Below are 17649 nucleotides of genomic sequence, written 5' to 3'. Positions count from 1 at the left end.
AATGCAACGAACGCGATTAAGTACATTAGTAGATCAAGCGGGTCAGCGCTTTAGTCAATGGGTGTTTAATCCCTGGCGGCGCATTTCATTAGCTGTCATTAGCCTGCTGTTTGGTAATTTTTTTGCGACAGCTATTTCTGCGACAGCGGGGCAAACGTCAGAGATTGATATTTTGATTTCTGCCATTTTGGTAGCCATGGTGGAATTCATTAGCTGGCTATATCATCGATCTCGCTCCAATGGCCAGCGGACGATCCTCCCTGAACTCCTTAATTCATTTAAGCTGGGCATGGTTTATGGTCTTTTTGTTGAGGCCTTTAAACTCGGTAGTTAGCGACAGTGTGCCAATGGCTTCTACGAGTTGAGTAGCTTGATGTTGGATCGCTTTCCAGTCTTGATGCCGCACATGGTTTGCCCTAAATAATCCACTGGAAATTCCCACTGCTGTTGCACCAGCTGATAAGAGGTCAGTGGCATTCTCTGGGGTCACGCCCCCAGACGGAATCAATGGAATATGTCCGAGGGGGCCTTGTATACATTCCAGATATGTGGCTTCCCCCAAGGCTTTGATGGGAAACACTTTGACGCTTGTGGCCCCTAATTCCCAAGCCGTTAAAATTTCAGTTGGGGTCATGGCTCCTGCCACGGTAGGGATATGCACCATACGGCCATGGCTAAGCAAGGCTATCGATGTATGGGGGCTAAAGCAGAATTGTGCGCCAGTTGCGATCGCAACCCGCAAATCCTCTTCTGTCAAAATTGTCCCCACCCCTACAGTGCAGTGGGGTAACGCCTTTTGAATGGCCTGGAGCAACGCCACAGGCTGATAGCTATTCCAAGTAACTTCGAGTAGATGGATGCCTCCTTCAGCAGCAGCCATTGCCATATTTAGACCGCTTTCAACTGTCTCAGCCCTAATAACAGCAATGGCGCGATGGGTTTGGAGTGTCTGCAGCCAACGCTGCTGGTATTCAACAAGAGGTTGCACATGAGGCGGGGCTGAATGTAATGCAGTCATAACCTGAGGGGCTTAGTGTTAAGCCTATTTTGCAAGCGTCAATCATATCTGCTTGTACCTCTTAGGCTTTTAGACCAATTTGCAATACGGAAATTGTCGCTTTTCTAAGTACTGCTAACGATTCAACACGGCATGTAACAAAAATAAAATCCTCTCCAACACAACAAAAAGCCGCAGGCTACCCCTGCGGCTTTTAAATATCAAACTCCTCAGGAGTAAGACTAAGAAACGCTAACTAAAAATCTACTAGACCTCTAGGCAATGCTTGCCATGCTGACATTGTTGTCAATCAGCAGTCTCTGTAGTTCGTCAGAATCAACTGTTTCCTTGTCTACTAGCATGTCAGCTAGCTGATCAAGAACCTTGCGGTTCTCAACTAGGACTTGCTTAGCGCGGCTGTAGGCAACGTCTACAAGACTACGAACTTCCGCATCAATCACAGCAGCTGTTTCCTCAGAGAAATCGCGCTCAGTGGCAATGTCACGCCCTAAGAAAGGATTACCTTGTTGGCGACCTAGGGCAACTGGACCTAGTTTTTCGCTCATACCAAAGCGAGTCACCATCTGACGAGCCACGCGAGCTACCTGCTGTAGGTCATTAGAAGCACCGGTCGTAACTTCTTCATCGCCGAAGACAATTTCCTCAGCAAGACGACCACCCAGGGCCACAGCCATCTGGTTTTTCAGATAAGAACGGGAGTATAGACCGGACTCTAGACGCTCTTCACTCGGAGTAAACCAAGTCAAACCACCGGCTTGACCACGGGGAATAATGCTGATCTTTTGCACGGGGTCATAGTCTGGCATCAGGGCACCCACCAGGGCATGACCTGCTTCGTGGTAAGCAACTAGGGACTTGCGCTTCTCGCTCATTACCCGATCTTTCTTCTCAGGACCGGCCAAGACGCGATCAATCGCATCGTTAACTTCATCCATGGAGATTTCGGTCAGATTGCGGCGAGCTGCCAAAATAGCGGCTTCGTTTAGCAAGTTAGACAGATCAGCACCGGTAAACCCAGGTGTCCGACGGGCAATCTTCTCTAGATCAACGTCCTTGCTAAAGGTCTTCCCACGGGAGTGAACCTTCAGGATTTCTAAACGACCGGAGTAATCAGGACGGTCAACCACCACCTGACGGTCAAAACGACCAGGACGTAATAGAGCCGCATCCAATACGTCAGGACGGTTAGTAGCCGCAATGATGATGATGCCAGTGTTGCCCTCAAAACCATCCATCTCGGTGAGTAGCTGGTTTAGGGTTTGCTCACGCTCGTCATTACCACCGCCGAGGCCAGCACCACGCTGACGACCAACCGCGTCAATCTCGTCAATAAATACGATGCAAGGAGCGTTGGTCTTAGCTTGCTCAAACAGATCGCGAACACGGGAAGCACCCACGCCCACAAACATCTCTACAAACTCAGAACCAGAGATAGAGAAGAACGGTACACCAGCTTCTCCAGCAACGGCCTTAGCTAGCAGTGTCTTACCGGTACCAGGAGGACCCACTAGCAATACGCCCTTGGGAATCTTGGCACCAACCGCCGTAAAGCGGTCGGCATTCTTTAAGAAATCAACCACCTCAGTAAGTTCAAGTTTGGCCTGGTCGATGCCAGCCACATCACCAAAGGTGACTTGGGTCTGAGGCTCCATCTGTACGCGAGCCTTTGATTTACCAAAGTTCATCGCTTGGCTACCAGGGCCATTTTGAGCACGTCGTAGTACAAAGAACAGCACTACGAGCAGCAAGATGGGGATAAGTAATGTGCTGAGTACTTGCAGCAACCGATTTTCCTCAGCTTGACGCTGAACTTCAATATCCACAGAGTTCTCAGTGAGGATATCAACAAGGCCAGGGTCGCTGGGTAAGTTAACCACAATCCGACGCTCTTCACCTGTTGGATCAGGGAAACGAGCCTGGGTTCGATCGGCGCTAATGTAAACTTTCTCAATGGCACCGCTCTCAATTTGATTGATAAAACGGCTGTAACGCCATGCATCGGTTTCAATACGAGGTTGTTCAAAAAATGCGGTAGCTAGTGCGATGACGACAACTACCAATAACACGTAGAGTCCTGCGTTTCTCCAGCGCTTATTCACAGGGAGTAAGCCTCCTAAAGTTTTTAATTGTCAGCGATTTCAGCGAGCTCACCTATGCTGATCTGAGATTTATTAACTTATGTTAACGCATTTCAGGATTCTGCATAGCCTACTCCGCTCAGCAGTTGTGCTCGCACATCGAAGGCCTGTAAAACATTTGTTTGAGGGCTGTTAGACCTTCGTGGGTAGAACTATAGTTTAGTTTAATATTCCCAGACAGAACTGTGTGGATCGGTAAAAGCTCTACCACACAATTGCTGTAGGCTAAACATTCAAACTGGTTCACTCTTTTTCCGGTCCAAGGGATGTGGGAAATGACCTGATTCTTTAAAGCTTTAATCAGTCGGGCTCGGCTAATGCCTGGCAGTAGGCCGGAGTTCAGGGGCGGCGTGTACCATTTGCCATTGCTGTATCCCCATAAGTTACCTGTGCTGGTTTCCAGCCATTCTCCAGTGGGTGCAATCAAAATGGCATCGCGAGCTCCATGGCCCTTGGCGGCTTGCATCGCCAACCAGCAAGGTAGATAATTGCTGGTTTTGTGTCCTGGCAAACTGCGCTGATATTTAGGCTCTGCGGCAATCCAGGCCGTTACTCCTTCTTGCTGTTGCTGTTCTAGATTGAGCGGGAGGTGGCGACCTGTGATCAGTTCACGGCCATCGGCAAGAACAGTCAGTCTTAGCACTGGATAGTCTGTGAGCAATGCTTGACAGCCTGTAGTGGTGCGTTGCCAGTCTGGTTGGGGCCAGGTAAAGAAATGGAGTGATTGGGCGATGCGATCGCAATGCCAATCCCATGCTGTCAACGGATGCGTCAAGCTATTCTCATAAATCCGCATCGTCGTAAATACGCTGGCTCCATACGCCAACGCCGGATCGCTAACCATAATCTTTATCTGGTCATCCTTATATAGCTGACCTGCAAACCAATAAGTCATCTGTTAGGCTTCTCAGAAAACTCAGGAGCAAATTAGAATCCTCTGAAATTCGCTCCAAAGCGTGTTCCGATCTTAGAAGATGAAAACGATAGCCACAGGGGATAACGGGTGCAAAAATCAACGGTTCAGCTCGGTCAATATGAAGCAGCTTACATAGAGTATGGTGTCCAGGATAATCCGGTGTTGCTATTTCTCCATGGTTTTCTTGGCGAAAGTAGCCTGTGGCGTTTGCTCATGGAGCGGTTGGCTGACCGCTATCGCTGTATTGCGCTGGATCTACTTGGCTTTGGTCGTTCTTCTAAACCCAAGCTTAAGTACACCATTTGGCATCAAACGGCGTTTGTGAGTGAGTTTATTGCTGCCTTAAAGCTCACCAATGTCACCCTCATTGGCCATTCCTATGGGGGGTGGGCCAGTTCTGCCTTGGCGATTGAGCAAGCCGACACTAATGCATTTTTGCTGGAGTATCTTATTCTGATTGCTCCGGCTGGCATTCGCGATGACAGTTTTGTCGGTCGCTACAATTATATGCGTCCGATTTTGTGGGAAACACCCGTGGTGGATTGGGTGCTTACTGGTCTGAAACCCCTTGCCAAAGTTCTCGGGCAGCAAAAGACCTATGACCAGGTAGCCATGGCTCGGCGCGAATTTGGCAAACAGCCTGTCGCTAAGTCCTTTATCGTTGACCGTCTACGACCGGAGGATGCCATTGATACCGTAGAAAAAGGCATTCATAAGATTGCTGTGCCGACCTTAGTCATTGCTGGTGCCCAGGATACGACGATCCCCCTATGGCATTGTGAAACCTACGGTCATGGAGTGCCGGGTGCCAAATTTGAGGTATTACCCGAGGCCGATCATGATTTGATTCGGACGGATTGTGATCAAATTTCTAATCTGATCGCATTATTTTTAACCCCATCGTTGTAGAGACGTTCCATGGAACGTTTCTACAACGATGAATGGTCCCCAACGGGCCTACGATGAATAGCCATTTAACCAATTCCTTCAATCATGGGATGGAAAAAGAACGCAAGACCAATGATGGTGTAAGTTGCCAGCAACAACGTCCCCTCTAACCAGTTAGAACTCCCATCACTGCTAATAGAGTTAGCAATCAAAATTGATACAGCTACGGCGATCAGTTGGAAATTATTAAAGTCCAGATCCATCGGCTGACCCATAAGCCATCCAGCAATGACCAGCACTGGAGCTACAAATAGAGCGATCTGCATACTGGACCCCACGGCCACCGATAGCGATAAATCCATCTTATTTTTCAAAGCGACAGTCACAGCAGTGGCATGCTCGGCCGCATTGCCAATGATGGGCAGCAAAATGACGCCTGTAAAGAGTTCGGACAAGCCTAGCTGTTTAGTCGCAACCTCTAGGGATCCTACCAACCACTCGGACTCTATAGCGACTACCAAGGTGGCGGCCAACAGCACCCCAATCCAAAGTGGAAGGTTAGGCGTTGCGTGATGTTCTTCTTCTGCTCCTTCCTCTTCCGCTGTGCCCACATCATAGAGATAGGCGTGGGTTTTCATGGAAAACAGCAGCGTGAGGCCATAAACCAGAATCAACACAATAGCTACGGCAACAGAGAGACGCTGTAGCGTTGGCTCCGTGATGGAGGGTGAGGTAAAGTCCACTGCTGTCGGCAATAAAATTGCGATTACCGCTAAATTCATCGACGATGCGTTCATGCGGGCAATTACTGGCTGGAAGTCCTGTTCCTTAAACTTGATGCCTCCCAGCAGCATCGATAGTCCCATCACCAGCAGCAGGTTACCGATAATTGAGCCGGTAATACTAGATTTAACGACGTTAATTAACCCGGCGTTGAGCGCAATCAGGGCAATAATCAGCTCTGTTGCATTCCCAAAGGTGGCATTGAGTAAACCACCCAGGGAAGGCCCCACAACCACAGCGATTTCCTCAGTAGCTTGGCCCATCCAGCCCGCTAACGGAATGATGGCAATCGCCGCTGTGACAAAAACTGCCAGTTCACCCCAGCCAAGGAAATGGGCAGATGCGGAAATAGGAACAAATATAAGTAGACCGAAGAAAATTAAATTTTTGATTGACATGGAGGCTTTAACACATCGTTTAGGTCGAGGATTGAATTGAGGGACGCGTTCAATTGGAGAAATGCTCAAATTTAGGCATTTCTCTAAAGGAACTGAACTGTTGCTCTAATCCTAGATATTTCAGCACCATCAGATTACCCAAAGGAGTGACAAGTGAGGGAATAATTCCAACTATTCTTGGAATGAACTTTACGAGTTGTGCAGGTATCTGAAGACCTGCATCATTACGGCATTAGATTGAGTACTGGTGTTGAGTACTAATCTAATGAGGGTGCCATGGTGTGGAAGCTGATTCTGGCAATTTTGGGTTCGTTGGCACTGGTCTTGGTCGTGTTCTATGGTTGGGCCACCTCTGGTAGCTATCCTCGCGATAAATATACAGAAATCCTCACCTATGACGTTGAGGCTTCTGCTGCCGAAGAAAACACATTGTCCCTGGTGTCTTACAACATTGGCTATTTGTCGGGCTTGACGAATCAAGAGGCGGTGGAGCGGCCTAAGAGTTTATTTGATGGGCACTTAGAGAGTGCGATCGCCACACTTCGCTCCCTAAATCCTGACATCATCGCTTTCCAAGAAATTGATATCGCCTCTAAACGCTCCTACAACGTTAATCAGCTGGATGCCCTTGCTAACGCCCTGGGGTTGGCTAATGCCGGTCTGGCCATTAACTGGAATAAAAACTATGTACCTTTTCCCTATTGGCCCATATCAGCCCACTTCGGCAAAATCGTCTCAGGTCAGGCTGTATTGAGTCGCTACCCGATTGTGGAAAATAATCGAATCGTACTCGAAAAAGTAGCCAGTCGTCCGTTTTTCTACAATGCTGTCTATTTGGATCGCTTAGCTCAGGTTACCCAAGTTGATATTAATGGTCGTGCTCTGATTGTTATAAATGTGCACCTGGAAGCGTTTGATAACCCGACCCGATTTAATCAAACCCATACCGTACGACAAATGGCTGAAACCTATGCCAAGGAGTATCCTGTGTTGCTAGTAGGTGACTTTAACAGTGCGGTCAATCGACCTGAGGAAGGGGAGCGGTCGATTGAGGTGTTGGCAGAGTCTGGTGCATTTTCATCGGCGCTTCCTCGAGAGCAATGGCCTGACCAACCGACCTTCCCATCTGAACCACCTGAACATAAGCTGGATTATTTGTTCTATACCCCAGAGTCGATTGAGCTGACGGCAACCCGTGTGATACCAGAAGTGGGAACGGCTTCGGATCACTTGCCATTGATGATGACGTTTACGCTGAAATAATCTGAGACGATATGGAAACTCCTGAGTTACTTCAGAAAGACAGGAGCCTCTGCTAAAACCATTTCTATTCAGACGCACATCACATCCTATGGAGCAACTGAAGTATTTCCTTGGGCCTTTTGAACTATTTGCTGCAATTATTGGGGGCTCGCCATTTATTGTGGCAGGATTTTTGCTTTATAACCCAGTGGAAAGTTTGGCGGATTTGGCTCCGGTGATTCAGAGCAGTGGGACATTGGCGATCTCATTCACTTTCTTATTTTTGAGCTACATCATCGGTGGGACTGTACAAACATTGAGCTGGCGATATTTTCTGCTGCTATGCCATGTGTTTAAACAGGAATATCTGTATATGGATAGTCAGCTAAGGGAGCGAGATAAAAAACTGAAACAGGCTGAGCTAGGGAATACATCGTCACTAGACTTTGAAGATCGCTTAGTACTTCAGCTACAGCAAAAAATAGGCCTCCCTAAAAAGATGCGCTGGATCAATGCTCGACTTAAAGCCTATCTGCGTGAAAACAATAGCCCTTCGGTTACGGCTGCAGAAATGCACACAGCTTCCCACATCATGTACCGTAATCTTTCTCTGGGATGTTTGATTCTAGGGTTTGTGAGTTTAATCAATACATTTCGTGTAAGCTCTCTAGAGCTGCTAATCGTTGCTCCATTGTTTGGCTATGTGGCCTATCTGATGTTTCGCCGTTCCGTCAGTTTCAAAAAGTGGCAAAATCGTGAACTCTTATTAGGCTTTTATTTTGCAGTTACTAAAGAAATTGTTCCTAGAGAAAGCGATTAGCATACGTCATGCTGCCGATGCCCACTTCTGAGACAACGGTTCCCTCAAGACGATTTGTAGAAAATTTCGAAAGACATGTTAGGTCTGGCACTTCATACCTCTACCCCTGAACTGGGTTTAGCCATCAGTGATTTTGAAACGATCCATCGTCAGCAAACTTGGCAGCTAGGTCGTGACTTATCCAGCCAACTTCATGCGTTACTTCAAGGGTTTTTGCCCCCCCAGCGCTGGCAAGAGCTGACGTTTATTGCTGTATGCATTGGACCTGGTGGTTTTACGGGTACCCGGATTGGTGTGGCAACTGCCCGAACGTTGGCACAGCAGTTAGATATTCCCCTATTGGGTATTTCTGCTTTGGCTGCTGTTGCCCACCATCGAGTCACCGCGTCGGGACCACCCTCGGAGTCCATAGTGGAAACTCACAAAACAGCTACTGATCTGGCTATTACGATGCCTGCTAAACGAGGGGCTGTGTATGGTGCGGTTTACCACTGGACTGGAGAAAGTCTGACCTTAAAGCTAGAAGATACGGTGCTGAGCGCAAGTGATTGGAACCTGAAGCAATCCCACTGGTCTCAACCCCTGGTAAAAATAGTCCTAGATTCAGGTGTTGGCCTGGCCGAAACAACCTCGTCCTTGTTACAGCTTGGCTATGAGCGTCTGCAAAGGGAGAAGATATCGGACTGGCGACAGGTCATTCCGTTTTACGGTCAACATCCAGTAACTGTTTGAAGCTGTTTGAGAGGTTAGTCTTGATTGGCTTGACCGTCGCGGCGACCCAACTCATATACGCCGCTGCCTATGCAGGTGATAATGCCAACGCTTACGGTCCAGCTACGACCCATGCTGATATCTAGTAAATAGTTGCAAAGACCGCCAGTGACGACAAACGGCACAATACTCATGACTGATGCATAGAGTTCTGCTGGCCCAGTAGAGGATGTTGTGTCAGCGGATGCTAACCAGCCCATAGCCTGTTGTTCTAGAGCCTCAACCAAACGAAGGACCAGGGGCGAAAACATCAGATAGAGGGCCAAAGCCCATAAAAAAACTCCAGAAATCCAGACTGGATCAAGAATCATTGGATAAAGAAAATTATTAACACTGAGTTCTGCGATGAACGAGGCTGTGAACTTCTAGGTTGAAAAATTGCGAAGAATCTTCAAAAATGTTCACTCTCTATAAATTAGGCTAAATGATTTGATGCGTTCTGTCGTCTTTGTTGCCTTATCTTGGACCGTTAGAGCCAGAAGTTTAGTGGTTTTATTTAGCGCTTTACTGTAACCGTAGTACCTATATCAACATAGGTATACAGGTCTTCAACATCTTCATTAAGCATACGGATACAACCATGGGAAATGGCTTCCCCAATTAAGCGTTCCTCATTGGTGCCGTGAAAACCAATTTCGCCATCCTGGGTTGATAAAAAGCCAATCCATCGAGAACCCAAGGGATTTTTCTTCCCTGCTTTGATTAACTCTCCCGTGATTGGGTGTTGCCATGTGGGGTATTTCTGTTTTTGAGTGATGCTAAAGCTGCCCTCGGGGGTTTCCCACTCTTCTTGACCAATGGCGATGAGATATTCTTTGACGACGTCACCTTTTTGGTACACATTTACTGTACGAGCATCTAGCTGCACCACAATTTCAATATCTGATTGTTTAAAGCGCCGTGCGAAGCTTGGGCGGCGACCGTTAGTTATGGAGATGCGAGTAAGGAGGTTATTGCCCTCCTGGCTTGGTCGAGCATTTGCGGCTTTCCAATCAAAAGGATCTTGCAACTCCAGTAAGGCTAGTCCAAGGGCAGAACCAACGCATAGTAAGGCAAAGCTGCGAGCTAAGGGATGAAGACCTTGCATTACAAAGGATTGGAAAACGTAGGATAGAAAACGGTATGCACTTGGAAGCGTCGTACTCCTGAATATCTTACCTATTTCACCCTATTACGGTTGTTTTACGATATCTGTTTTATGGGCTGCTCATACTTCTCAGCATACTTTTGTGCAGCCCCCATGGCTTTGTCCCTGAGTTGTTAGAATCAGTAGTATTGTCAAAAAATTATCTGACGTAGCAACTCCATTCGTAAAGGCAGGGTAGTGTGACGGTTAAACCAGACTGGCTGAGAGTTAAAGCCCCCCAATGGGAAAGGGTCGGCAATGTCAAAGGTATTTTGCAGGATCTCGCTCTCAACACGGTGTGCGAAGAAGCTTCCTGTCCCAATATTGGTGAGTGCTTCAATGCTGGAACTGCCACATTTTTAATCATGGGCCCAGCTTGCACGCGAGCCTGTCCCTATTGCGATATTGATTTTGAGAAAAAACCCCAGGCGTTAGACCCAACCGAGCCTCTGCGTTTAGGTGAGGCTGTGCGGCGGATGGGTCTGAACCATGTAGTCATCACTTCAGTAAACCGAGATGATCTACTCGATGGGGGGGCTAGTCAGTTTGTGCGCTGCATTGAAGAGACTCGAAAGCTTTCGCCCAATACCACCATTGAGGTGCTGATTCCTGACTTGTGCGGTAATTGGGATGCTTTAGAAACTATTTTGTCGGCAGCTCCTGAGGTGATGAATCACAATACGGAGACAATTCCTAGACTCTATAAGCGTGTGCGTCCCCAAGGTGACTATCAGCGCAGCTTGGAACTACTCAAACGTACCCGTGAAATTGCTCCATGGGCCTACACCAAGTCAGGAATCATGGTGGGGCTGGGGGAAACTGATGAGGAAGTCCGCCAGGTCATGGCTGGCTTACGCGCTGTAGACTGCGATATCCTTACCATTGGTCAATATTTGCAGCCTACTCAAAAGCACCTTGGTGTGCAAGATTTCATTACCCCCGAACAGTTTGATCAGTGGCGAGAGGCTGGAGAAGCGATGGGCTTTTTGCAGGTTGTATCGTCTCCTCTGACACGCAGTTCTTACCATGCGGCAGAGGTGCGACGGCTGATGGCTGAGTATCCTCGCCCTCGTCCGCAAACTGTTGAGGCCGCAATCAGAAAAAATTAATTAGCTAGTCAAGAGTGATAGTGCCTTTTGTAGTGTTTGTTGCACCGATGCTGCAGAGGTTTGTAGGGCAGCCTGCTCATCGTTGGTGAGTGAGAGTTCCATTATGGAAGCTGCCCCATTGTGGTCAAGACGACAGGGTACACCCAAATAGATATCTTTGAGCCCGTATTGCCCCTCAAGATAGGCTGAAACGGGTAGTATGGCTGACTGGTTTTGCAGAATTGCAGCCACCATTGTTGCTGTTGCGGCCGCAGGTGCGTAAAATGCTCCGCCGGTTTTGAGGTGATTCACAATTTCTGCGCCACCATGGCGGGTGCGATCTACCAGTTGCTGAACTTTGTTCAGTGGCATTAGTTCAGTGAGAGGGATGCCACTGACAGTGGTGTAGCTAATTAGCGGTACCATCAGATCACCATGTCCTCCCAGTACCATGGTTGATACATCCTGAGGAGGAACCTCTAATTCCTGCGCAATAAAGGTGCGAAATCTTGCTGAATCTAGTACTCCGGCCTGTCCTATGACTTGACGGGGAGGGAGCCCACTGGTTTGCCAGGCTAGATAGGTCATTACATCTAAGGGATTAGTGACCAAGATGAAATGGGCATCGGGAGAGTGGGGCAGAGCCTGTGACATTACGTCTAGAATGATGCCGCCGTTCACCTTGAGTAGATCATCCCTGGACATGCCTGGCTTGCGTGGGAGCCCAGCGGTAATCACAATTACCTGTGAGTTGGCTGTATCTGGGTAGTCGTTGGTTCCAGTAATACTATAGCTATACCCTTCTAGGGGGCGTGCCTCAGCCATGTCGAGGGCTAATCCCTGGGGGCGACCTTCGACGATATCTAGTAGAACCACATGGCCTAAGTTTTGGGCCAGTAAACACCGGGCAAGGCTGGCACCTACATTGCCTGCGCCAATGACAGTGATTTTGGGGATTGCGATCGCAGCTTTATTAACAACTGCTTTCCGAGGATATGGAATAGCGACTACCATAGGAACTCCCAATAGACAGCTTGAGGGCACCTCAGCTAATCAATGGCCCAGCTACCCAACGATGCGGTCCACGTAATCAACGGATGTGAACCACACTTCCATTGTGTCCGGGGCTACTTGTACTTGGGAGTATCCCATCAGGATTCTTAATACGTTGTCAGTCTTACTTAAACGCTTCCAACTGCTCTACCTGGAGCCAAATATTGGGGGTGGGTACTCGGCCAAATTTCACCAGGGCGTAGTCATCGCGAATTTCTAAAATTTCACCTTGGGTTTCAAAAATATAGGGCGGAAACCGATTATCGCTAGCAGTGGCTTCTACGCTGTTCTCTAATTTCTCGCGCACGACACGCACAAAAGTACCCTTTTTAATCGCCATTACTTAGAAAAATAACTGGTCAATATATTATCGCTCCTGTGGGGGCAGTGGGGAATGGGCAATAGGCGGTGGAGAAAATAAATAGAATTCTATTTTTGGCAGGTGGGGCAGTAGTGGGCAGAGCGTCCTGCGAGTTTGATGCGTGTGATGGGCGTTGCGCAGACACGACAGGGTTCGTTTTCGCGGTCGTATACCCAGGCGACACCGCCGTAGTTGCCATTGATGCCGTGGATATCGCGAAAGTCACTAAAGGTGGTGCCACCAGCTTCAATACTATCGATAAGAACTTTACGAATGGATGTGTGTAAGCGTTTGAGGCGAGTGGGGGAAATGCGATCGCATCTCACCTTGGGGCGAATGCCACTTAAAAACAACGCCTCATCCGCATAGATATTACCGATGCCTGCCACCATGGCCTGGTCAAGCAATGCATTTTTAACAGGTTTCTGTCTACGTCCAAACCAGGCTTGCATATAGCCTACAGAAAACTCATCGGCAAAAGGTTCTGGGCCTAACCGTTGTAACCCTGTCATGATTTGATCGGGCTGTATGTTGGGAGGTATCCACCAAAGACGACCAAAGGTGCGTTGGTCAACGTAACGCAGTTCTCGTTCATTCTCAAAAAAGAGGCGAACACGGCAGTGGGAAGACACCGGCATTGATTGTTCTACCCATAGAAGTTGGCCCGTCATGCGTAAATGACATCCTAACCAACCAGCCGGTTGTTGCTGGCGAGTTAAAACTGCCAATAAATACTTGCCGCGACGTTGCCATGCCGTAATTTCAGCCCCCAGGACAGATGGTAGAAACTCTTCAATAGAAACGGGGTGAGCAATGCTGCGGTCTAACAGCACATCGCCACCCCGAATAGGTTGATATAGAGTAACTCGACTGAGCCCTCGTCGGACAGTTTCTACCTCAGGAAGTTCTGGCAAGGATAACTAGACAAATAACTCTGCTAATTTTACCAAGCCATCTACAGTTGCTTGAGCTACTTAACTTCCTTCAGCTCAAATTCGCCAAAGTTGTTGGTATTAACTCCGGCATAGTTAATTTTGTCAAAACGAACAACAACTGGATACTTGATGCCACTTTTATCAACGGAAGCAACCGTACCAATATCTTGAAACCAATAAGACTCCTTACGCAGGATACGTACTTTAGATCCACGCTTAACCATGAATAGTCCTCTCTTGTTCAAAGACGAGTAATGAATGCGAGCAGCAAGCTACCTGTTCACCAGGGTACTACTCCTCTGAACCGAACTCACAGTCTTGCCATTTAAGAATTGTTGCATATCGAAGATTTTAGAAATAATTCTTTAGAAAAAGCCGAATAAAAAATAAACTACACCCTACACAACGAAATCAGAGCGGATACAGAAAAACCCCTAACCTTTACAGCTAGAGGGTTTTAAAAATAAGAAAATTAGATGTAGCCTTGAATGATTTGGAATGAACTAGATGCCAGCAGGACTCGGTAGAGTTGGCAAAGCACCAATTGTTGACACTGTTTCTGCGGCAGGTTCTTCTTCCACAGGGGCTTCTTCAGTTGATGTCACGAAACGCTCTACTTCGATGCCGTTTTCCACCAGGATTACACGGGGTTCAGCTGAACCTGTATCAATGCGTTTGACAACAACACTGCCTCCAGCAATTCTTTCGCCTTGTCTGACATAGCGCTCAATTTCATTAGGAGCTTTAACAATGGCGTAAGGAGACCCTCCGATTTGGATAACCCCTGATACTCGAACAGCTCTAGCTGTCGTTGGCTGTGGAATTTCGGGCAATGCCGCTATCTCAGCACGACCTGATTCAACTCGGCGTTGTTCCGCGAGGTCTGGGCGCTGCTGAGGGTTATTACTGCCAGGCCCTACTGTTCCAGGTCCTGCTGCAACTGTGCGACCAGTCTCAGTCCCAGCATTAGTCGCCGTCGTACCATCGTCTTCAGGCAAAATCGGCTCAGGAGGGATGAGGGGAATTGTTAGTTCTGCGAAGGGATCATTACGAGTGCGTTCCACTCCAATTGCTCGTTCGTTTGGATCAGTAGACTGAATCAGGTCACGAGCAACGATGGTGGGAGAATTTTCTGAGACCGCAACTACATTACCGGAATCCTCTCCCCCTGGAATATCAGGAAGCTCACCTTCTGACGTTTCTACTGGTTGAGTTGTTTGTTCCGTTGGGGTAGCTGGATCCTCAGCAACATCATCGCTGTTGCGATTAAAGAATCCACAACCGCTCAGGGAAATTGCCCCAGTTGTTATTAGCAATACCAAGAGCAGACGATGCATCTTTTCAATCCTCCAAGGACTTGTGTTCGCAAAGTATAAAGCAAGATATGCTGAATGCATAGAGCTTAGGCGAAATCTTTTTCCTCACCTTCGGCGGGAGCCATTAAATCGCGCAGTCGCTTAAGTCCGCTTTTAACTCGACGTGAAACCGTAACAGCACTAATACCTAGGCGTTCGGCTGTTTCCTTTTGAGTCAGGTCGTGTAGAAATACAAATTCTAAGACTTCTTGAGTTCTACGCTCTAGCTGAGCCAGTCCCTGTTGGAGGCGAATACGATCTTCTTGAGCCAGCTGAAAGCTGCGGTACTTTGGATCGGGTAATAAATCACTGAGTGAAGCAGAGCCACTGCCTTCATCTTGAATAGGGGCGTCTAGACTTAGCAGTGAACGATTCCGACTGGCTAATTTAACGTCTTGCCATTCCTGAACACTGATTTTCAGGTGATCGGCGATTTCCTGATCCGTGGGCTTACGGTCTAGCTTTTCTTGGAGTTGTCGAATAACTCGAGCTGATTGATGTTGTAATGACTGCCAACGTCTTGGGATGCGAACGATGGCGCTGCGATCTCGTAAATAGTGCTGAATTTCGCCACGAATGTAGGGAATAGCGAAAGAGCTGAAGGCATAGCCTTTAGACATGTCAAAACGCTCAATGGCCCTAATTAGTCCTAAGCTGCCGACCTGCATCAGGTCATCAAAGGTTTCGTTGGAGTGGTAAAGCCAATGGTGGGCTTCGCGACGCACCAGACCAAGATTCATTTTGACCAACTTGTTACGCAGCTCAGGTGAATCATTCTTTTGATAATCATTCAGCAGCTCTAAAGTCTCGCTTTTGAGTGCTTTGTTGAGTTTGGACGACATGGGAAACCCCTTTGACATGTACATGCTCAACTCTATGCCCACTGGGATAGATGCAATATTGAGCTACGAAAGACAGAAACTTAATTGAAAAACTAGAACTTAAACCATGGGTTCAATGTGGTGACTTCATAGTGAAGATCAAGGTTCAAGATCACAGTGATTCAAATCACAGCTTCAAACTGTCAAAGCCAGCCTAATTTCTGGCAGCCTGCTCAAACAAGGACGTATACACGGAAATTTAGGGTGACGGACATGCGTATGTTTAACGTCAAAGCCGTAATCTTTACGAGGCCTTCATGTATTGTGTCTGTCCTTAAAGCAAAAAAGAGAAGATAGTTCCGGAGAACTACCTTCCCTCTTCAAAATTACCTTAGTGAAAATGCCTACTGGAGTAGAGCCACCCCCACTGGGTTCTTAGCTATTAAGCGTCAAGTAGCTTCTACACGACCATAGAACAAGCCTTGTACGCGAACGTCTGACGGCTCTGCAGTTCCCATGTCAGTGTCAGAAGGTTGCTCACATTCGAACGTACCAGCAATTTCGCCAGTCACACTATCAACTTTCTCAACTTGTAGAGACATGGTGCCTTGCCCAACTTTGAAGGCTTTCATATTCTCTTTGATCAGTTCTTCTGTATCACCACCAGCTGGCAAGGCTACTGCTGTGTCGTAACCTGTGGTCAAACCACGACCTTTTGGATCTAAGAAGTTAGATGTGCGGTAGGAAGGGACACGGTAGTCACCAATAAAGTCAGTGGATGACGTAATGGCGTTTAGTCCAGCCTGTGATTGTGCCACTAGACCCTTAATAGTGAATAGAAAAGGCACTTCCTCACCACCTGGAAGTAGAACAGTCACAGCCTGAAAATCTATGCCGTCTATCTCAGTGAAAAGCAGACTGCCGTCAGGATTAAGTTCTAAAGAACCACGCACCTGGTCCAAACTAGAGGTGTAACGAGTCAAAGACTTACCAGAAATAAACTCAGCTTCCCGACGCTTGTTAGCAGGCTCTTCCTTCACAAAATAACTAGTCGGCTCTAAGCATAGACCCGCAATCTGATAAGACTTGCCACTGTCAATAGCAATCTCCCCGCGACGAACGCTAGAAATTTGAGGACAGCTGTTGGCTAAACCTGTATTTCTGATCTGATCGTAAGTTAGGGGAGTGTTGCTGTCAGCACTAGGAGCATCGCTACATGCTGTTAGTACACCCATGCAGAGTGCTAGAAATGCAACGATTAGGGCACGATACCTCATGGTAAACCTCAAACAAAAAAGATTTATGTAAGAAAATTTGTCAGTGGTTATAGAACCGACTAAGGTTTTATGACGTTGCCTATGCCTGAAGTCTTCCTTTTAAATAGAAAACCATTCATCAAGGCTTACCGAAGTCGCCCTCAGAATAGCCAACTAACCTTTCCGAAAGTATTTTACACGGACGAGTCCCCGGTGAGTTCTGAAAATTGCTAAATCTGGTGCATTGGTTAACATTGGAAGGCTGGTGATGGACCAGATGACTGGAAGAATTTGGGCTACACTATCTGCACCTTCCGGTTTCGGTGATATCAACGAAAGGCATTGTATCTAGATGGAATTGTACTCTTCTGATAACTCTAAAGCGCAAGCTGCTGATATTGATGAAATTCGACTAGCTGTCAAATTAGCAGCTCAAAAGAGGGAAAAAGATTGTGCGGCTCTCTTAGGGATTTTAAGACAATTGGAAGAGCTGCATCGTGATATCCGTGAAACGCTCTTTCAAGACTCATTGCCAACTAATCGACAACATTTGTATCATCTACTGCGAGATATTGAGCTCAATGGTGGGTGGCCCTATATTCAACGAATAAAACTCACGCAATTACTCGCAACGTTAGAGGATGAATCCACATTAGAGGCATCTGAAGATTAACTACAGA

The 17649-nt window shown here is 47.5% G+C and carries 20 protein-coding genes; 7 read left to right on the top strand and 13 right to left on the bottom strand.

Annotated elements, in window-relative coordinates; translation table 11 throughout:
* Position 1 precedes the first annotated feature (1 nt).
* The gene (locus QGP82_RS02500) at positions 2–334 is read left to right on the top strand and encodes a DUF565 domain-containing protein (protein ID WP_163702229.1); all 333 of its coding nucleotides are present in this window, start codon (positions 2–4) and stop codon (positions 332–334) included.
* Here the strand turns inward: QGP82_RS02500 and QGP82_RS02495 are convergent.
* The 3 genes from QGP82_RS02495 to QGP82_RS02485 all read right to left on the bottom strand — a co-directional run bounded on the left by QGP82_RS02495 (position 275) and on the right by QGP82_RS02485 (position 4051).
* Positions 275–1018, bottom strand: coding sequence for a bifunctional 4-hydroxy-2-oxoglutarate aldolase/2-dehydro-3-deoxy-phosphogluconate aldolase (locus tag QGP82_RS02495; protein WP_499056922.1), 744 nt, complete (start codon positions 1016–1018; stop codon positions 275–277). The two genes, QGP82_RS02500 and QGP82_RS02495, sit on opposite strands and share 60 nt — an antisense overlap.
* Before the next feature lie 254 nt (positions 1019–1272).
* Complete coding sequence (gene ftsH3 / locus QGP82_RS02490; protein ID WP_499056921.1) at positions 1273–3117, bottom strand: ATP-dependent zinc metalloprotease FtsH3; 1845 nt, start codon at positions 3115–3117, stop codon at positions 1273–1275.
* A gap of 118 nt (positions 3118–3235) precedes the next feature.
* Entirely contained in the window at positions 3236–4051 is an 816-nt protein-coding gene (locus QGP82_RS02485) for an aminotransferase class IV (protein ID WP_499056919.1), read from the bottom strand.
* Between the two features lie 108 nt (positions 4052–4159).
* Here QGP82_RS02485 and QGP82_RS02480 point away from each other — a divergent pair, with 108 nt between their 5' ends.
* Complete coding sequence (locus tag QGP82_RS02480) at positions 4160–4981, top strand: alpha/beta fold hydrolase (protein ID WP_163660509.1); 822 nt, start codon at positions 4160–4162, stop codon at positions 4979–4981.
* A 65-nt stretch (positions 4982–5046) separates the two neighbouring features.
* Here the strand turns inward: QGP82_RS02480 and cax are convergent, their stop codons facing one another.
* Positions 5047–6141: a calcium/proton exchanger gene (gene cax, locus QGP82_RS02475; protein ID WP_163660507.1), complete on the bottom strand. Its 1095-nt coding sequence runs from the start codon at positions 6139–6141 to the stop codon at positions 5047–5049.
* Positions 6142–6417: 276 nt separating this feature from the next.
* Between cax and QGP82_RS02470 the strand changes: the two genes are divergently transcribed.
* From QGP82_RS02470 to tsaB, 3 genes are all read left to right on the top strand, one after another.
* On the top strand, positions 6418–7404 hold the full coding sequence (locus QGP82_RS02470) for an endonuclease/exonuclease/phosphatase family protein (protein WP_499056917.1): 987 nt from the start codon (positions 6418–6420) through the stop codon (positions 7402–7404).
* Positions 7405–7492: 88 nt separating this feature from the next.
* Positions 7493–8203 carry a hypothetical protein gene (locus QGP82_RS02465; protein ID WP_163660503.1) on the top strand — a complete coding sequence of 237 codons (711 nt, stop codon included), beginning with the start codon at positions 7493–7495 and terminating at the stop codon, positions 8201–8203.
* Positions 8204–8278: 75 nt separating this feature from the next.
* The gene (gene tsaB, locus QGP82_RS02460; protein ID WP_163660501.1) at positions 8279–8935 is read left to right on the top strand and encodes a tRNA (adenosine(37)-N6)-threonylcarbamoyltransferase complex dimerization subunit type 1 TsaB; all 657 of its coding nucleotides are present in this window, start codon (positions 8279–8281) and stop codon (positions 8933–8935) included.
* 14 nt (positions 8936–8949) lie between these two features.
* Here tsaB and QGP82_RS02455 read toward each other — a convergent pair whose 3' ends face one another.
* Positions 8950–9285, bottom strand: coding sequence for a hypothetical protein (locus QGP82_RS02455; protein ID WP_163660499.1), 336 nt, complete (start codon positions 9283–9285; stop codon positions 8950–8952).
* A 185-nt stretch (positions 9286–9470) separates the two neighbouring features.
* Positions 9471–10061 (bottom strand): L,D-transpeptidase, encoded by a 591-nt coding sequence (locus QGP82_RS02450; RefSeq protein ID WP_163660497.1) that lies wholly within the window; start codon positions 10059–10061, stop codon positions 9471–9473.
* Between the two features lie 239 nt (positions 10062–10300).
* On the opposite strand from QGP82_RS02450, the gene lipA reads away from it, so the two are divergent.
* A complete protein-coding gene (lipA, locus tag QGP82_RS02445) occupies positions 10301–11209 on the top strand; it encodes a lipoyl synthase (protein WP_163660495.1) in 909 nt (302 codons plus the stop codon).
* Here the strand turns inward: lipA and mdh are convergent, their stop codons facing one another.
* The 7 genes from mdh to QGP82_RS02410 all read right to left on the bottom strand — a co-directional run bounded on the left by mdh (position 11210) and on the right by QGP82_RS02410 (position 16990).
* Complete coding sequence (gene mdh / locus QGP82_RS02440) at positions 11210–12202, bottom strand: malate dehydrogenase (protein WP_499056914.1); 993 nt, start codon at positions 12200–12202, stop codon at positions 11210–11212.
* A 163-nt stretch (positions 12203–12365) separates the two neighbouring features.
* Positions 12366–12581 (bottom strand): NAD(P)H-quinone oxidoreductase subunit O, encoded by a 216-nt coding sequence (locus QGP82_RS02435; protein WP_006518068.1) that lies wholly within the window; start codon positions 12579–12581, stop codon positions 12366–12368.
* Between the two features lie 89 nt (positions 12582–12670).
* Complete coding sequence (locus QGP82_RS02430; protein ID WP_163660492.1) at positions 12671–13516, bottom strand: DNA-formamidopyrimidine glycosylase; 846 nt, start codon at positions 13514–13516, stop codon at positions 12671–12673.
* A gap of 56 nt (positions 13517–13572) precedes the next feature.
* Positions 13573–13761: a photosystem I reaction center subunit IV gene (locus QGP82_RS02425; RefSeq protein ID WP_006518066.1), complete on the bottom strand. Its 189-nt coding sequence runs from the start codon at positions 13759–13761 to the stop codon at positions 13573–13575.
* Positions 13762–14040: 279 nt separating this feature from the next.
* A complete protein-coding gene (locus QGP82_RS02420) occupies positions 14041–14874 on the bottom strand; it encodes a hypothetical protein (protein ID WP_163660490.1) in 834 nt (277 codons plus the stop codon).
* Positions 14875–14939: 65 nt separating this feature from the next.
* The gene (locus QGP82_RS02415; protein WP_006518064.1) at positions 14940–15734 is read right to left on the bottom strand and encodes an RNA polymerase sigma factor SigF; all 795 of its coding nucleotides are present in this window, start codon (positions 15732–15734) and stop codon (positions 14940–14942) included.
* Between the two features lie 428 nt (positions 15735–16162).
* Positions 16163–16990 carry a photosystem II manganese-stabilizing polypeptide gene (locus QGP82_RS02410; RefSeq protein ID WP_163660488.1) on the bottom strand — a complete coding sequence of 276 codons (828 nt, stop codon included), beginning with the start codon at positions 16988–16990 and terminating at the stop codon, positions 16163–16165.
* Between the two features lie 331 nt (positions 16991–17321).
* On the opposite strand from QGP82_RS02410, the gene QGP82_RS02405 reads away from it, so the two are divergent.
* Positions 17322–17642 (top strand): hypothetical protein, encoded by a 321-nt coding sequence (locus tag QGP82_RS02405; protein WP_163702243.1) that lies wholly within the window; start codon positions 17322–17324, stop codon positions 17640–17642.
* Positions 17643–17649 lie beyond the last annotated feature (7 nt).

Origin of the sequence: Leptothoe sp. LEGE 181152 (genome assembly GCF_032906605.1) — a bacterium.
GTDB classification, from domain to species: domain Bacteria; phylum Cyanobacteriota; class Cyanobacteriia; order Phormidesmidales; family Phormidesmidaceae; genus Leptothoe; species Leptothoe turfae.
The sequence above is the reverse complement of the archived record's forward strand: the minus strand, read 5'-3'. Positions and strand labels throughout refer to the sequence as shown.

What these genes read in the sequence shown, in the direction of transcription:
- mdh (WP_499056914.1), bottom strand. Translation starts at nt 12,202, where the DNA reads ATGGTAGTCGCTATTCCATATCCTCGGAAAGCAGTTGTTAATAAAGCT.
- QGP82_RS02495 (WP_499056922.1), bottom strand. Translation starts at nt 1,018, where the DNA reads ATGACTGCATTACATTCAGCCCCGCCTCATGTGCAACCTCTTGTTGAA.
- QGP82_RS02500 (WP_163702229.1), top strand. Translation starts at nt 2, where the DNA reads ATGCAACGAACGCGATTAAGTACATTAGTAGATCAAGCGGGTCAGCGC.
- QGP82_RS02410 (WP_163660488.1), bottom strand. Translation starts at nt 16,990, where the DNA reads ATGAGGTATCGTGCCCTAATCGTTGCATTTCTAGCACTCTGCATGGGT.
- QGP82_RS02465 (WP_163660503.1), top strand. Translation starts at nt 7,493, where the DNA reads ATGGAGCAACTGAAGTATTTCCTTGGGCCTTTTGAACTATTTGCTGCA.
- tsaB (WP_163660501.1), top strand. Translation starts at nt 8,279, where the DNA reads ATGTTAGGTCTGGCACTTCATACCTCTACCCCTGAACTGGGTTTAGCC.
- QGP82_RS02405 (WP_163702243.1), top strand. Translation starts at nt 17,322, where the DNA reads ATGGAATTGTACTCTTCTGATAACTCTAAAGCGCAAGCTGCTGATATT.
- QGP82_RS02470 (WP_499056917.1), top strand. Translation starts at nt 6,418, where the DNA reads ATGGTGTGGAAGCTGATTCTGGCAATTTTGGGTTCGTTGGCACTGGTC.
- QGP82_RS02420 (WP_163660490.1), bottom strand. Translation starts at nt 14,874, where the DNA reads ATGCATCGTCTGCTCTTGGTATTGCTAATAACAACTGGGGCAATTTCC.
- QGP82_RS02485 (WP_499056919.1), bottom strand. Translation starts at nt 4,051, where the DNA reads ATGACTTATTGGTTTGCAGGTCAGCTATATAAGGATGACCAGATAAAG.
- QGP82_RS02415 (WP_006518064.1), bottom strand. Translation starts at nt 15,734, where the DNA reads ATGTCGTCCAAACTCAACAAAGCACTCAAAAGCGAGACTTTAGAGCTG.
- QGP82_RS02455 (WP_163660499.1), bottom strand. Translation starts at nt 9,285, where the DNA reads ATGATTCTTGATCCAGTCTGGATTTCTGGAGTTTTTTTATGGGCTTTG.
- cax (WP_163660507.1), bottom strand. Translation starts at nt 6,141, where the DNA reads ATGTCAATCAAAAATTTAATTTTCTTCGGTCTACTTATATTTGTTCCT.
- QGP82_RS02450 (WP_163660497.1), bottom strand. Translation starts at nt 10,061, where the DNA reads ATGCAAGGTCTTCATCCCTTAGCTCGCAGCTTTGCCTTACTATGCGTT.
- QGP82_RS02425 (WP_006518066.1), bottom strand. Translation starts at nt 13,761, where the DNA reads ATGGTTAAGCGTGGATCTAAAGTACGTATCCTGCGTAAGGAGTCTTAT.
- QGP82_RS02435 (WP_006518068.1), bottom strand. Translation starts at nt 12,581, where the DNA reads ATGGCGATTAAAAAGGGTACTTTTGTGCGTGTCGTGCGCGAGAAATTA.